This window comes from Streptomyces sp. MNU89 (genome assembly GCF_020982505.1).
GTDB classification, from domain to species: domain Bacteria; phylum Actinomycetota; class Actinomycetes; order Streptomycetales; family Streptomycetaceae; genus Streptomyces; species Streptomyces xinghaiensis.
In genome coordinates, this window is the sequence record NZ_JAJKLL010000001.1 from 928,948 (window position 1) to 941,726 (window position 12,779).

Here is a 12,779-nt window from a genome sequence, read left to right on the forward strand (position 1 = left end):
GCCGTTCCTTGCGTCTGTACGGGTGGCAGGAGGGTCGCTGTTGCGGCGGGTGTCAGGCCGCGAGGGCCTGGGTGACGACGGTGGACAGCGGGGTGGTCGGCCGTCCCAGGAGTCCTCTCAGGTCGGCGGTGACGCCGGCCAGCGCGCCGTGGGAGACCTGCACGTCGGCATCGACGATCAGGTCGGTGACGAAGTCGGGCAGCCCGGCCCCGGCGAGGATCTGCCGGTACCGCTCGGCGGGCAGGTCCGTGTAGGTGACCGGCCTGCCCGACTGCGCGGCGCTCTCGGCGGCCAGCTCCGGCAGCGACCAGGCGGTGTCACCGGTGAGCTCGTAGACCTTTCCGGCCTGGTCGTCGCGGGTGAGGACCACGGCGGCGGCTTCGGCGAAGTCCGCGCGGGCGGCGGAGGCGATCCGCCCTCCTCCCGCGCTGCCCGCGAGAGAGCCGCGCTCAACGGCCTCGGGGAGGGCTGCGGTGTAGTTCTCGGTGTACCAGCCGTTGCGCAGCAGCACTGCGGGCAGGCCGGAGTCGGCGATGGCCTGCTCGGTGTCGCGGTGCACGCGCGCCAGGCCGAGCGGATTGGCAGGGGCACCGATGACCGAAGTGTAGGCAATCAGGCCGACACCGGCCTTGGCCGCGGTCTCGACGGCCGCGCGGTGCTGGGCGATGCGGGCGTCGTCCGGGCCGGTCGAGGAGACGAGCAGGAGCTTGTCGGCACCGGCGAAGGCGGTGAGCAGGGTCTCGGGCCTGTCGTAGTCGGCCAGGCGGATTTCGACGCCCTGGGCGGCGAGGTCCGCGGCCTTGGCGGGGGTGCGCACCGCGGCGGCGATCTGGTCGGCGGGCATCCCGCGCTGAAGCAGGTGCTCGATGACCTGGCGGCCGAACTGTCCGGTGGCACCGGTGACGACGATCATGACCAATTCCTTCGTGTGTTGAGGGAGGGGGCCGGGCGGCTTCCCGGCTCCCTCACCGTACACTAACTAATAGTTAGTGCAAACTTATACACCGCACTGTGTTCGAGGTAACGTAAAGGAAAAGGAGGTACTCATGAACGAGCCGTCCACCGAGGACGAGCGCCAGGCGGCCGCGCTGGAGTTCGACGTCTTCGCCAAGCACTGCCCCTCCCGTCAGGTCCTGGACCACCTCACGGGCCGCTGGGGCGTCCTGGTCCTCGCCGGTCTGCGCAAGGGGCCCGCGCGCTTCAACGCCCTGCGTCGGCGCATCGACGGAGTCAGCGAGAAGATGCTCGCCCAGACACTCCAGGCCCTGGAGCGCGACGGCTTCGTCAGCCGCGAGGTCCTCACCGCAATGCCCCCGAGCGTCAACTACTCCCTCACACCCCTGGGGGAAACCACCGCTGACCACCTCATGGCCTTCATCGGCCACATCGAAGCCAACATGCCCGCAGTCCTCGCATCCCAGGAAGCGCACACCGCCACAGCCCCGGCGTGATCTCCCGGCGTGCGGCCGGGTCCGCCCGCACGCCGAAGAACCGGAGCCACGCCTCTCTCACAAACGACCAGTTGCGAGAGTTCTGCGCGGGAGAGATGGTCGCCCTCGCCGAGGTCGGCGTCGACGTCACCGACCTCGGGGAAGGGCCCCGGAAGGGCGTACCGGGAGGTGCGCGGCGCATCCCGCTCCTGGCCGACGGCTGGTTCTACGCGCCGCCTCTCCCCCGCCTGCGGCTCATCGCGATCACACGGGTGATCCCGCCCTTCACCCAGTTCTGAGACGGGACCACGAGCACCAGAGCACCGGTAACGGTGCTTTCCGGTACCGCAGCGATCGCAGCGATCTTCCTGCTGTACCGGTCTCGGCACGGTGCCGTATATCGCCGCCGGGGCTGCGCACAGCCGTCGCTCCAGAGCCGGCCGTGCGGCCTCGGCCGTGACGGTCGCTGAGTTCCTTTCTCTTCCCGCCCTGCTGCTGGTTCTGCTTGTGCTGATCACCGAAGTGGCCATGGGCTTGTTACAGAATCCCGCCAGGGCGTTGAGGTGACGGCGGCGGAACCGGGCGATCGAGCGGAAGTCCGGGGCCTGGCCGGCGGCCAGGAACCGGAACGCCACGTCGTCGGCGCATTTGCGCTCGGTCGCCCGGGAGGAGCGGACACCGGTGGTGCAGCCGAAAATCAGCAGGCGCGCCATCAGCCGGGGGCCATAGGGCGGGTGACCGCGCTTCTCGGTGCAGTGGGCCAGAAGCGGGGAGATGTCGAGTACCCCGTCGACCAGGTCTGCGACGAACCGGGCGAAGCGGTCCTCGGGCAGCCAGTCGTTCAGCGAGGGAGGCAGCAGCGGGACCTGGTACGGGTCGAACGCCTGAAATGTCTTGCCCACCGCCGCCAGACGGCCCTGCAGCCGCTTCGCCTCGACCGGCTCGACTTCGAACAGCCCATCCCCACCACGCATACCGGGGTTGTCCCGCACCAGGGGCTGGGTGAGCCCGATTGCTGCTCTCGAGCGCCGTGTTTGCACGCTGCCTCACTCCCTTCCCAGCAGATCGGAACAGCGCCACTCTGGCGTCAGAACCTGCTGGTGAAGCCGACATGCCAAGCGGTGGTGGCAGGGTGGGTTGAAAAGGGCTGAGCTGATGCGCAGGCACAACCGTGTAGAGGTGGGAGCGTTGAGAGGGTTCGGTCGCCGCCGCGCGCGTGCGGTGGCGACCGGATGCGCGAGGCCGGGCTCCCCCCGGTACGGCGCTCGCGCGGGATGCCGTCCTGTGGATGTTCCTGGTACTGCGGGAGGTGTCCCGGAGCATCCTGGTGATGAGGCCCGCCCCTAGTTATCCGCGCGCTGGGGCGCTGCTGACCCGGCGGCTGAACACCGAGGTGATCGCGGACATGCGGGATGACCTGCTGCGGGTCGCCGCGTCTGTCCAGGGCGGGCACGCCACCGCGGCGCTGGTCGTCGGCAAGCTGTGCTCCTCGAAGCGGCGGCAGAACGCGCTCACGTCCGCGATCAAGGAATATGGTGCGCTGCGGCGCACCGTCTACGCCACCCGATACCTCGCAGACGAGACCTACCGGCGGCGCATCACCCGGCAGCTGAACCAGGGCGAGAACCTGCACGCCCTGCGCCGCTCCCTGGCCTACGCCGACGAAGGCGCGCGCTGCAGCGCCGGCATCATGAGCAGCAGAGCGAGCAGATGTGGTGCCTGACCCTGGCCACCAACGCGATCGTCTGCTGGTCCACGGAGTACCACGGCCTCGGCGTGGCCGCCCTGCGCAGAGGCGGCCGCCAGGTCGACGACGAGGTCCTGGCGCACATCTGGCCGACCCACCACGAGAACGTGCACTTCTACGGCACCCACTCGGTCGACATCGACGGTGAACTCGCCCAGCTCGACACCGACGGCTACCGGCCGCTGCGACTGCCCGAGGCGGCCGCAGGAAGCCGCTGACCGCACTCAGCCGAGATCTCCGTCCGGCAGTAAGCGCCGACAGTGGGCGTGCATGACATGCCGTGGTCGTCGACGACTCCAGCTTCGATGACGGCCGGCCCCCGGCTGCTGGTCTTTTGCCAGAGTGCCTATCGCCACCCCGGCGGGGGGCATTGCGCGTTCTCGGCGGAGCCGTTCTGGCTGACAGATCCGGCGTAGCGTCGCGGGGGCGTACCCATGATGCGTTTGAACGCGGTGCTGAAGGCGTGCTCAGACTCGTATCCCAGGGAGCCGGCGATCCGGGCGATGGTGTCGTTGCCCTGCTGGAGGCGCTCGGCGGCGAGCATCATCCGCCACCGGGCGAGGTAGGCGATCGGGGTCTCGCCAGCGCGGGCCCGGAAGCGCTCGGCAAAGGTGGTGCGGGACATGCCGGCGGTCGTGGCGAGTTCCCGTACGGTCCAGGAGTGGGCGGGGTCGGCATGCATCGCTGCCAGGGCGGCATGCACCTGTGGGTCGGCGAGTGCGGCGAACCAGCCGACGTCGTCACGTGCCGGCGCGGCCAGGTAGAGGCGCAGCGCCTGGACCAGCATCATGTGCGCAAGCTGCTGGGCTATCAGGGCCGAGCCGGGGCGGGGCTCGCGGAACTCCTCCATCATCAGCTCGATCGACCAGCGCAACCGGGCGCGGTCGTCGGAGGTCTTGACCACCATGAGCGGGGGCAGGTTGTGCAGCAGCAGTTCGACGTGCGGGCTACCAGCTTCGAAGCGGCTGCCGACCAGATAGACGTCCCCGCCACCGTTGTAGGTGACGACCTTCCCGCTGCGGTCGGGGTCGAGCACCACGGAGGAGCGCACCGGCTCGACGTCCGCTGCGCTGCCGATGACGGCGGTCCGGCCGGTGGGCAGCACAAAACAGGCGCCTTGCGGGATGGGCACCGGCGCGTCGCCGCCGATCGTCAGCCAGCAGGCGCCCTTGACGACCGCGTAGCACTTGATCCGGCCGGCCAGGTCGTCGAGTTCCAGCGCCCAGTCACCACCGGCGTCGAATCCGGCGGTGATGTAGCTGCGCGGCTTCAGCAGCGCCAGTACCTCGCTCAGCGGATCCATCATGCCTCCGGACGATCGCGAACAAACGACGGATTTTCCAGCATAGAAGGTACGACCGGGGCGGCTTAGATTCGGATCATGACAACGATTGGCTTCATCGGCAGCGGACGGATCGGCGGCGCGCTCGCGCAGCTGGCCGTCGCTGCCGGGCACGACATCGTGCTGAGTAACAGCCGCGGACCGCAGAGCCTGCGGGAGGCGGCGGCCCGGCTGGGCTCCCAGGCCCGCGCGGCGACCACCACCGAGGCTGCGGCCGCCGGTGACCTGGTGGTAGTGACCATCCCGATCCGCGCCTACCGGCAGGTGCCGGTCGAAGCGCTGCGCGGTCGGGTCGTCATTGACACCCTCAACTACGACCCGGCGCGCCAGGGCGCTGTCCCCGAGATCGAGGCCGGCGACATCCCGCCGCACCTGCTGTTGCAGGCACATCTGGGGGACGCGTACGTGGTCAAGGCGTTCAGCACCGTGTTCTTCCGGCACCTGCCGCAACTTGCGCGGCCGGTCGGCGCGGCCGACCGCAGTGCCGTGCCCATCGCGGGGGACTCCGCAGCGGCCAAGGCGACGGTGGCCACCCTGATCGACTCGCTCGGCTTCGACGCCTACGATGTGGGACCGCTCGCCGAGAGCCGCCGGTTCGCGCCGGGCACGCCCGCGCAACTGGCCTATCTCGATCCGGACGGCATGTTCGCCGCCCCCGGCCGCCCCGCCTCCGCCGCCGATCTGGCCGCGCTACTGGAGAAGGCGGACCGGTCATGAAAGCAGCGGTTGTCACTGCATACGGCACAGCCCCTCGATACCTGGAGTTCCCCGACCCGAAGCCGGCCGACGAGCACGAGATCGTCGTCGAGGTGCTGGCTGCTGGCCTGCATCCTCGGGTCCGCATGCAGGCCAGCGGGTCGCATTACACCAGTGCCGGCTCCGGCCTGCCGCTGGTGCCGGGCATCGACGGCGTCGGCCGTGACGCCGACGGTCGGCTCTGGTACTTCATGTCGCTGAACGGCAAGTACGGCTCGATGGCCGAACGCGCGGTCATCGACACACGGCACAGCGTCGTCCTGCCCGCCCACGCCGACCCGTTGACCATCGCTGCGACGCTGAACTGCGTGATCGCCTCCTGGCTGGCGCTCACCCAGCGGATCACGATGCGGCCCGGACAGAATGTGCTGGTCCTTGGCGCTACCGGCGGCACCGGGCGCATGGCGGTGCAGGTGGCCCGCCGCCTTGGCGCCGACCAGGTGGTTGCCGTGGGCCGGGACCGCGAACGGCTCGCCGCGCTCCCCGGCGTCACCGCGACCGCCCTGACCGGTGACGTAGAGACGATCGCTCGCATCGGCGCCGAGATCGACATCGTGCTCGACTTCCTCTGGGCAGAACCAGCAACCGAGGCGATGGCCGCGATGGTCGTCAACCGGGCCGCCCCGATACGCCCGCTCACCTGGGTGAACCTTGGCGAGATGGCCGGACCACGAGCGACGCTGCCCGCCGGCGCGCTGCGCTCGACAAGGCTTCAAGTCCTCGGCAGTGGCCAGGGATCGCTGACGGGTACCACCATGACAGCCGAGATCCCCACCGTTGCCGCCGCCATCGTCGACGGCGCCTACGCAGTGGAGCCCGACCCCGTCCCGCTGCACGATGTCGAGCATGCGTGGTCGCTCCCAGCCGACAGCAGCAAGCGCATCGTCATCCATCGCCTCTGACCGGACGTTGACGGACGACGGGTGGTGCGCGGATTCCGCCGAGGAAACTACGGGCGGCCCGATGAGGACGGAGGCTGGAGTCATGCATCGGCGGCACGGCTCCAGCCGGTCTCAGCGGTCACGGCCTGCGGGGACAGGGGCCCGGCTGCCCTTGATCCAGGATAGGAAGGCTGCCCGGCTGTTAGGGAGTGGTCGTGCGGTCACGCTGCCCGCAGGGCGTCTGCCGGGCGAGCTGCGGCCGCGGTGGGATGAGGCGAGGGCCGGGTCAGGCGGCGGCTCATCAGGATGATGAGCGCGAGGTTGACCATGGCCTCTGCGTGGGCCGGCAGTCTTTCGTAGTCTCTGACCAGCCGCCTGGCGTGCAAGATCCACGCGAGACTTCGTTCGACGATCCATCTGCGGGGCAGCAGGACGAAGCCGGTGGCGTCCTTGGGGCGGCTGACGGTCTTGACCGTCAGGCCCAGAGTGGTCCTGGCCCAGGTGATGAGGGTGCCGGCGTAGGCCCGGTCGGCCCAGACGATCGCGATCTCCGGATGTTCCCGGCGCAGCCGGGCCAGGACAAGCCGTCCCGCGTTCGCGTCGTGCATGTCAGCGGGGGTGACGGTGACCAGCAGGGGAAGCCCGTAGAGATCCACCACGAGGTGCCGCTTGCGGCCGTTGATGCGTTTGCCGGGATCGTATCCCCGCGAGTTCCTGCCCACGGTCTCGGCCGCCTTGACGGACTGGCTGTCAATGACGGTCGCCACCCCGTGCGGTGAGGCGCCCGCGGTGCACCGCACTCCACGCCGCAGGTGGTCGCGGATCGTCTCCAGTACCCCGGACTTCGTCCATCTGCGGAAAAACCCGTAGACCGTCTGCGGCGGCGGGAAGTCCGCGGGCAGCGACCGCCAGCGGCAGCCCTCGCAGCACACGTAGCGGATCGCGTCGAAGATCGCCCGGCGTGGATGCTTCTCGGGGCGCCCGCCCCGCCGGGTCGTCCATGCGGGCGGCGGCAGCAGCCCTTCGATCAGCGACCATTCCTCGTCGGTGGTGTCGGAGGCGTAACGGCGCTGCCGCATCCCGGCCCCTGCTGTCAGGCGATCAGGTCGAGGGTCGACTCGACCGAGTTGAGCTGGGTGACGATGTGCCGCACCCGCTTGTCGTCCGGAGCGAGTGCGGCGTGCGGGGCGACCGTCGCGGTGATCAGCCGGCGGACCTCGGTCAGCTTCTCCCGGATCTTCGCCACCTCGTACGACTCCAGCTCGTCAGGGGCGGCCGTGAACAGGTATCCGTCCCGCCGGGTGACCACCAGGGGCGGCCAGCCGTTGTCGACGATGGTGTCCTTCAGCATCGCGATCCCGGACCAGGCCTGGGCCGGGGTGAGTTCGCAGGCCGCCAGCAGCTGCGGAAAGAGCAGACCGGCCGGCCGGGCCTCCAGCAGGATCCGGCAGATGCACCTCGCGTGCGCCCGGGCCGCATCACCCCGGGCACGGGAACGCGCCACGGCTACTCGCCCCGCAGCAGCCGGGCCAGTTCCTCGTCCATGTCGGTCTCCCCCGTGGACACCGCGTGCTCCACCCAGTCGCAGGCGGCGCGGACGCGAGACAGGTTGTGGCCGATCACTTCGCGGGCGTCCTCGGACAGGTCCCGGTCACGCACCAGCGGCACCAGACGGCTGGTGGAGGACACGAACTTGTGGCAGGCGCCCACCAGGTCCAAGAACTCCAGCGTGCGGTCGATGGCCCGGACAGCCGGGGCCACCGGATTCTCCTGCCCGGGCACCGGCGCCTCGGCGTTCTTCTCGGCCTGGACGGCCCGGTGGGACTGGGCCTTGTTGAACAGGTGCCGGGCGGTGTCATCGCCCGCTGCACGGAATGCGACCGCGGGACGGCGCAGGAAGTCGGTCGCCACCCTTACCGCGACCTGCTCGTCCGACGCCAGGTCATGGATTGCCTCGACCTTCTCCTGGACCGTCTTGGGCGTATCCACCTGCCAGCCCACCTGCCGTTTCGCCGCGTCCCCCGTCCACTGGAGTCTGCCGTTGCGCGGATGCCGGGGCGGCTTCAGGATCCGCTCGAAGCGGTCCTCCAGCTTCTCCAGAATGCGGTGGATCTCAAACGGCACACCCTCCGCCCGGTGCTCCGCCGGCCACTTACCGGCTGTATAGCGGTAGATCCGCACCTGGCTGTAGGACAGGCCCACGTCTTCGGCGAACATCTCCAGCGTCTGCCGGACACCGCACGCCTCCTCGTCCGTGGACGGGTGGGAGCCGCCGTGCTGCCGCAGAGGCTCGATCTCCAAGGCATCGTCCCCGACCTTGAACTGGATCTTCGACTCGTCCAGCACCAGCTTCCGGTCCCGGTCGACGAGTTCCTCATACCGCTGACGCGTGACGCTTCCGACCTTCGTGCTCGCAGGCATCCAGCCCACCCCCTGCCCGCCGGGTGCTGGCTCTCCCCTCGCCGGCGACAAGCCCCGACCTCACCTCACGAGCGTCGGTTCAGTGCCAGATCCACAGCAACCACAGGCCAGAGCTTCGGTGTACGGGCCTTCCAATTCAGGCACTCAGCCTGGCCGGGTGATCGGACTGACGCGCCACCCCTCTCTTGGTGGCGGCACCCGGTCCGGGGGCAAGGGAGGTATGGGATGAAGAAAGCTTCCTCCGCGCGGTCGCGTGCCACCGGACTAGCCGGTGCGGTCATCCTGCTGGTAGGCGGGATGACCGTCGGAGCCAGCCCGGCCGCCGCAGATCCGGTCACCTGCGACGGTCAGACCGCCACGATCACCGGCACCAGCGGCAACGACACCCTCACCGGCACCAACGGCCCAGACGTGATCGCCGGCCTGGACGGGGACGACACTATCTCCGGCCTGGGCGGCGATGATGTCATCTGCGCCGGCGGCGGCGACGACACCGTCTACGGCAACGCGCAGACACCATCGGTCCCCGCAGCGACGAGCGACAATGACCGTATCTTCGGCCAGGGCGGCAGCGACCTCCTCAACGGTGCCTTCGGGTCCGTCGACCTCCCGGCACTCGTGGGAGTGGCCGGAGACGCCGACTACATCGACGGCGGCATGGGCAACGACACCATCTACGGGGACTACAAAACCCTCAATGGCACCTTCACCCCCACCGGGAGCGCCATGGACGACACCATCGACGGCGGGACTGGCAGTAGCGACACCGCCGACGGCGGACCCGGCACCGACACCTGCACCAACGTCGAGAACGAGACCAACTGCGAGCTGTGACCCTCACGCACGGTTACGGTGGGGCGCCGGAATCACCGGATCCCCTCCAAAACCCACATACCGGGCCACCGTGTGGTGGTCGCAGCCGGCCGGCTCGGCCGCCGCTCGGAAACTCCCCGTGGGGTTGTGACGCTCGTTCAGGTGCGGGAGCAGAACGTCGAACCGTCGGCCAACTGGCTGCGGAACCTCGCCGGATATGCACATACCACATCAACGAGTTCGTCTCCGTGAAGCAACGCGTTATTCCTTGACGGCTTCTACGTGGCGGTGCCGTTGGCGTCCATGGTCATGCGGGCCACATGGAGTGCCAGGTAGGAGACCTCGTCCTCGCTCAGTTGCTGTCCCAGACGCAGTTCGACGATCGTCGCCAACTGCTGCGCGGTGCGGGTCGCCTCCGGGTAGTGCTGGCGGATGCCCTTGCCGATCGTGGACTCCTGGCCCTTGAGCTGCTGCTGCTGGATGCGCACGAAGAGGTAGCGCACGTGGGTGATGAACCGCGCCGCGCCCATGGACGCCTCGAAGACACCCAGGCTGTAGCGCTCCCGCACCACGGCGAGCATCTGCTGTATGACCCCGGTCATCGTGTACGTGAAGGACAGATCGCCGGAGACGAAGCCCGCGTTGACCAGGTGCAGCGCGAGCGCGGTCGCCTCGGACGCATCCAGTTTCGGGGTCAGGCGCTCGTTGATGGCGCGCAGCAGGCGCTGCGCCTGGGCGTACTCGGTGGCGTACAGGGTCTGGACCTCGGCGCGCAGCGGGTACTCGATGGCGATACCCCGCGCGGCCCGCTCCAGCGCGCCGGCGATGTGGTCGGCGACGGCGATGGCGAGGGTGGGGCGGGTGGACTCGCGCTCTTCGATGCCGACCTCGGCGAGAGCGGTCACGACAGCGTGGAGTACCTCCTCGCTGATGAGGGCGAGAGCCTCGGCCAGGTGATCGGGGTCACGGCCGTCGGCCGGGACGAAGACCCGCTTCACCAGCGCGGCATCGACAGGCTTGCCCTGGCTGGAGCTGAAGCCGATGCCGCGTCCGGTGAGGATGACCTCCTGGCCCTTCTCATCACGTGCGAGGACCACATTGTTGTTGAGGACCCGCAGTACCTTCACCGCCGTCCCCCTCCTGTCCGTGCCCCGTCCTGCGTCTTCCGGTCCGGCGCGCCCATCATGCCAAGGGGCGTGCGCGCGCCGGACCGGCAGTGGGACATCACCGCCGTACGGTCACCACGAGGGCACCGGCGGTGACGTCCTGCCCGGTGTGCGGCTCCACCGCGGCGAGATCCGCGGTGTTCAGGACGGTCATGAGGGTGACGGTCGGGTGGTTCGCGGCGCGTATGGCGTCGAGGTCAACCTCGGCCAGGAGGTCACCGGAGCTGACCTGCTGGCCGGGCGCGACGTGCACGTCGAAGCCCTCGCCCTGCATCTGTACCGTGTCGATGCCGATGTGGATGAGCACCTCGACGCCGTGCGTGGTGCGGATGCCGAAGGCGTGGCCGGTGTCCGCGACGGTGATCAGTTCGCCGTCGACCGGGGCGACGACACGGCCGTCAGCCGGCTCGATGCCCACGCCCTCGCCGAGCGCGCGGGAGGAGAAGACCGGGTCCTCGACCTTGTCGAGGCCGGTCACGCGGCCCGCGACCGGCGCGCAGAGGGCGGTGCTGTTCGCGGCGGCGGTGGGAGCGACGGAAGCGGTGCCGGTGGGTGCGCTGCAAGCGGCGGCGGTGGCGGGGCCCGTGGCATCGGCGGTGGCTTCCGCGTACGCGGCGCCGACGGTGACCAGTTCACGGTCGTCGGCCGCTGCGGTCTCACGGCGGGCGTCGGCGTCGGTGTCGGTGTCGGTGGCCCCACCGCGGGCGGCGGCCTCGGCGGCGTCGCGCTCGGCGTTTGCCTGGGCGCGCTCCTCGCGAGTGCGGTAGTCGGAGAGGTAGACGAGCACCATCGCGGTGACGAAGGCCGCCGTGATCGCGATGAGGTAGACGCCCACCGGGGAGAAGACCGGGATGGTCAGCACAGAGGTGAAGGCGAATACCTCGGTGTCCACGCCGCCCAGGACGCCCACGATCACACCGCCCACCAGGCAGCCCACGAGCATACGCGGGTAGATCCGCTTGAAGCGCAGGTGGATGCCGTACAGCGACGGTTCGGAGATGCCGCCGAACAGGCCCGCGGCCAGGGCGCCCGTGGCGGTCTGGCGCATGAGCGGCTCGCGGTGGCGAATCGAGAGCAGCAGTACGCCCGCGGTCGCACCGAAGCAGGCGAAGTTCCAGGCGCCCATCGGGCCCTGGATGAAGTCGTAGCCGATGGTGTTGATGTTCTGGAGCATCAGCGCGTTCAGCGGCCAGTGCAGGCCCAGCGGCACCAGGAACGGGTACAGCAGCGGGATGAAGATCGCGAAGACGAGCGGGGCGTTGTCGTTCAGCCAGGCCAGACCCTCCCCGATGCCGTTGCCGGCCCAGACCCCCAGGGGGCCGACGAGGAAGGCGGTCACCGGGATCATGATCAGCATGCTGAAGAACGGCACGAAGACCAGCTGGATGTTCTCGGGGAACACGCGCTGCAGACCCTTGTAGACCAGGGCGAGCAGGGCGACCATCAGCAGCGGTACGAACACCTGGCCGCCGTAGTCGTTGAGCTGGAGCGGCAGGCCGAAGACGTCCGCCACGCACTGCTGAGTGCCCAGCGTGGAGTTGGTGGAGCAGGTGACGCCCGGGATGCCGGAGTCGGGGTTGAGCATTCCCGTGAAGTTCGGGGTCATCACCGCGGCCATCACCGTGGCGCCCACCCACGGGTCGATCTGCAGCTTCTTGGCCGCGTTGTAGGCGACCATGATCGGCAGGAAGTACAGCACCGAGCGCCACATCGCGTCGACGAACACCCAGGTGGCCGACTTGTCCTCGGCACGGAAGTCGACCACGCCCAGGGCATCCAGGACCGAGGCGATCGCGATGATCAGCGAGGCGCCCAGCAGCACGCCGAGCAGCGGGCGGAACGAGTCGGAGAGGTACTCGAAGAAGTTGTCGAGCCAGGCGAAGCGGCCCCGGCTCTTGGCGCGAACCGCGGCCTTGACCCCCGCGTCGGACTTCGGGCGCGCCGCGCCGGAGCGGCTCATCGACGGCAAGTTGATGATCTTGGCGTGGACGTTCGCGACGGCGCCGCCGATCACGATCTGGAAGCGGTCTCCGGACTGCGGCACCGTGCCCATGACGCCGTCGAGGGCGTCGAGCGCGGCCTGGTCGACCTTGCTGCCGTCATGGAGCTGGAAGCGCAGCCGCGTCGCGCAGTGTGTGAGGCTCTCGATGTTCTCCGCTCCACCGACGTCACGGAGGATCTCCTCCGCCAGCCCGTCGATCCCCGGTGCGGGTGTGTTCATGA

13 protein-coding genes and 2 pseudogenes are annotated in these 12,779 nt (G+C 69.4%); 7 read left to right on the plus strand and 8 right to left on the minus strand.

Features of this window, described 5'->3' with window-relative positions:
* Positions 1-52 precede the first annotated feature (52 nt).
* Complete coding sequence (locus E4N63_RS04030) at positions 53-913, minus strand: SDR family oxidoreductase (protein WP_230239911.1); 861 nt, start codon at positions 911-913, stop codon at positions 53-55.
* Positions 914-1,046: 133 nt separating this feature from the next.
* Between E4N63_RS04030 and E4N63_RS04035 the strand changes: the two genes are divergently transcribed.
* The gene (locus tag E4N63_RS04035; protein WP_125621484.1) at positions 1,047-1,451 is read left to right on the plus strand and encodes a helix-turn-helix domain-containing protein; all 405 of its coding nucleotides are present in this window, start codon (positions 1,047-1,049) and stop codon (positions 1,449-1,451) included.
* A gap of 71 nt (positions 1,452-1,522) precedes the next feature.
* Complete coding sequence (locus tag E4N63_RS04040) at positions 1,523-1,729, plus strand: hypothetical protein (RefSeq protein ID WP_230239912.1); 207 nt, start codon at positions 1,523-1,525, stop codon at positions 1,727-1,729.
* A 249-nt stretch (positions 1,730-1,978) separates the two neighbouring features.
* Here E4N63_RS04040 and E4N63_RS04045 read toward each other — a convergent pair.
* Positions 1,979-2,386 (minus strand): annotated as a pseudogene (locus tag E4N63_RS04045) (transposase); the annotation flags it as partial.
* 332 nt (positions 2,387-2,718) lie between these two features.
* Between E4N63_RS04045 and E4N63_RS30430 the strand changes: the two are divergent.
* Together E4N63_RS30430 and E4N63_RS30435 are read left to right on the plus strand one after the other, a co-directional pair.
* Positions 2,719-3,153: a Tn3 family transposase gene (locus E4N63_RS30430; RefSeq protein ID WP_268270957.1), complete on the plus strand. Its 435-nt coding sequence runs from the start codon at positions 2,719-2,721 to the stop codon at positions 3,151-3,153.
* Entirely contained in the window at positions 3,141-3,395 is a 255-nt protein-coding gene (locus E4N63_RS30435) for a Tn3 family transposase (RefSeq protein WP_268270958.1), read from the plus strand. The genes E4N63_RS30430 and E4N63_RS30435 overlap by 13 nt, the downstream gene beginning before the upstream one ends.
* Before the next feature lie 128 nt (positions 3,396-3,523).
* Here E4N63_RS30435 and E4N63_RS04055 read toward each other — a convergent pair whose 3' ends face one another.
* Positions 3,524-4,483, minus strand: coding sequence for an AraC family transcriptional regulator (locus tag E4N63_RS04055; RefSeq protein WP_221772582.1), 960 nt, complete (start codon positions 4,481-4,483; stop codon positions 3,524-3,526).
* A 75-nt stretch (positions 4,484-4,558) separates the two neighbouring features.
* Here E4N63_RS04055 and E4N63_RS04060 point away from each other — a divergent pair, with 75 nt between their 5' ends.
* Both E4N63_RS04060 and E4N63_RS04065 read left to right on the plus strand, forming a co-directional pair.
* Positions 4,559-5,236, plus strand: coding sequence for an NADPH-dependent F420 reductase (locus E4N63_RS04060; RefSeq protein ID WP_125621486.1), 678 nt, complete (start codon positions 4,559-4,561; stop codon positions 5,234-5,236).
* On the plus strand, positions 5,233-6,177 hold the full coding sequence (locus tag E4N63_RS04065) for a zinc-binding alcohol dehydrogenase family protein (protein WP_125621488.1): 945 nt from the start codon (positions 5,233-5,235) through the stop codon (positions 6,175-6,177). Before E4N63_RS04060 ends, E4N63_RS04065 begins: the two co-directional genes overlap by 4 nt.
* Before the next feature lie 111 nt (positions 6,178-6,288).
* Here E4N63_RS04065 and E4N63_RS04070 read toward each other — a convergent pair.
* From E4N63_RS04070 to E4N63_RS04080, 3 genes and pseudogenes are all read right to left on the minus strand, one after another.
* A pseudogene (locus tag E4N63_RS04070) lies at positions 6,289-7,235 on the minus strand (IS5 family transposase).
* 14 nt (positions 7,236-7,249) lie between these two features.
* Complete coding sequence (locus E4N63_RS04075) at positions 7,250-7,660, minus strand: RacP protein (protein ID WP_230239913.1); 411 nt, start codon at positions 7,658-7,660, stop codon at positions 7,250-7,252.
* Between the two features lie 2 nt (positions 7,661-7,662).
* Positions 7,663-8,577, minus strand: a complete 915-nt coding sequence (locus E4N63_RS04080; RefSeq protein ID WP_230239914.1) for a DUF6192 family protein — start codon at positions 8,575-8,577, stop codon at positions 7,663-7,665.
* A gap of 225 nt (positions 8,578-8,802) precedes the next feature.
* Here E4N63_RS04080 and E4N63_RS04085 point away from each other — a divergent pair, with 225 nt between their 5' ends.
* Complete coding sequence (locus tag E4N63_RS04085; protein WP_230239915.1) at positions 8,803-9,411, plus strand: calcium-binding protein; 609 nt, start codon at positions 8,803-8,805, stop codon at positions 9,409-9,411.
* Positions 9,412-9,668: 257 nt separating this feature from the next.
* Here the strand turns inward: E4N63_RS04085 and E4N63_RS04090 are convergent, their stop codons facing one another.
* Entirely contained in the window at positions 9,669-10,517 is an 849-nt protein-coding gene (locus E4N63_RS04090) for a PRD domain-containing protein (RefSeq protein WP_230239916.1), read from the minus strand.
* 97 nt (positions 10,518-10,614) lie between these two features.
* Positions 10,615-12,777, minus strand: coding sequence for a glucose PTS transporter subunit IIA (locus E4N63_RS04095; RefSeq protein ID WP_230239917.1), 2,163 nt, complete (start codon positions 12,775-12,777; stop codon positions 10,615-10,617).
* Between the last annotated feature and the right edge of the window lie 2 nt (positions 12,778-12,779).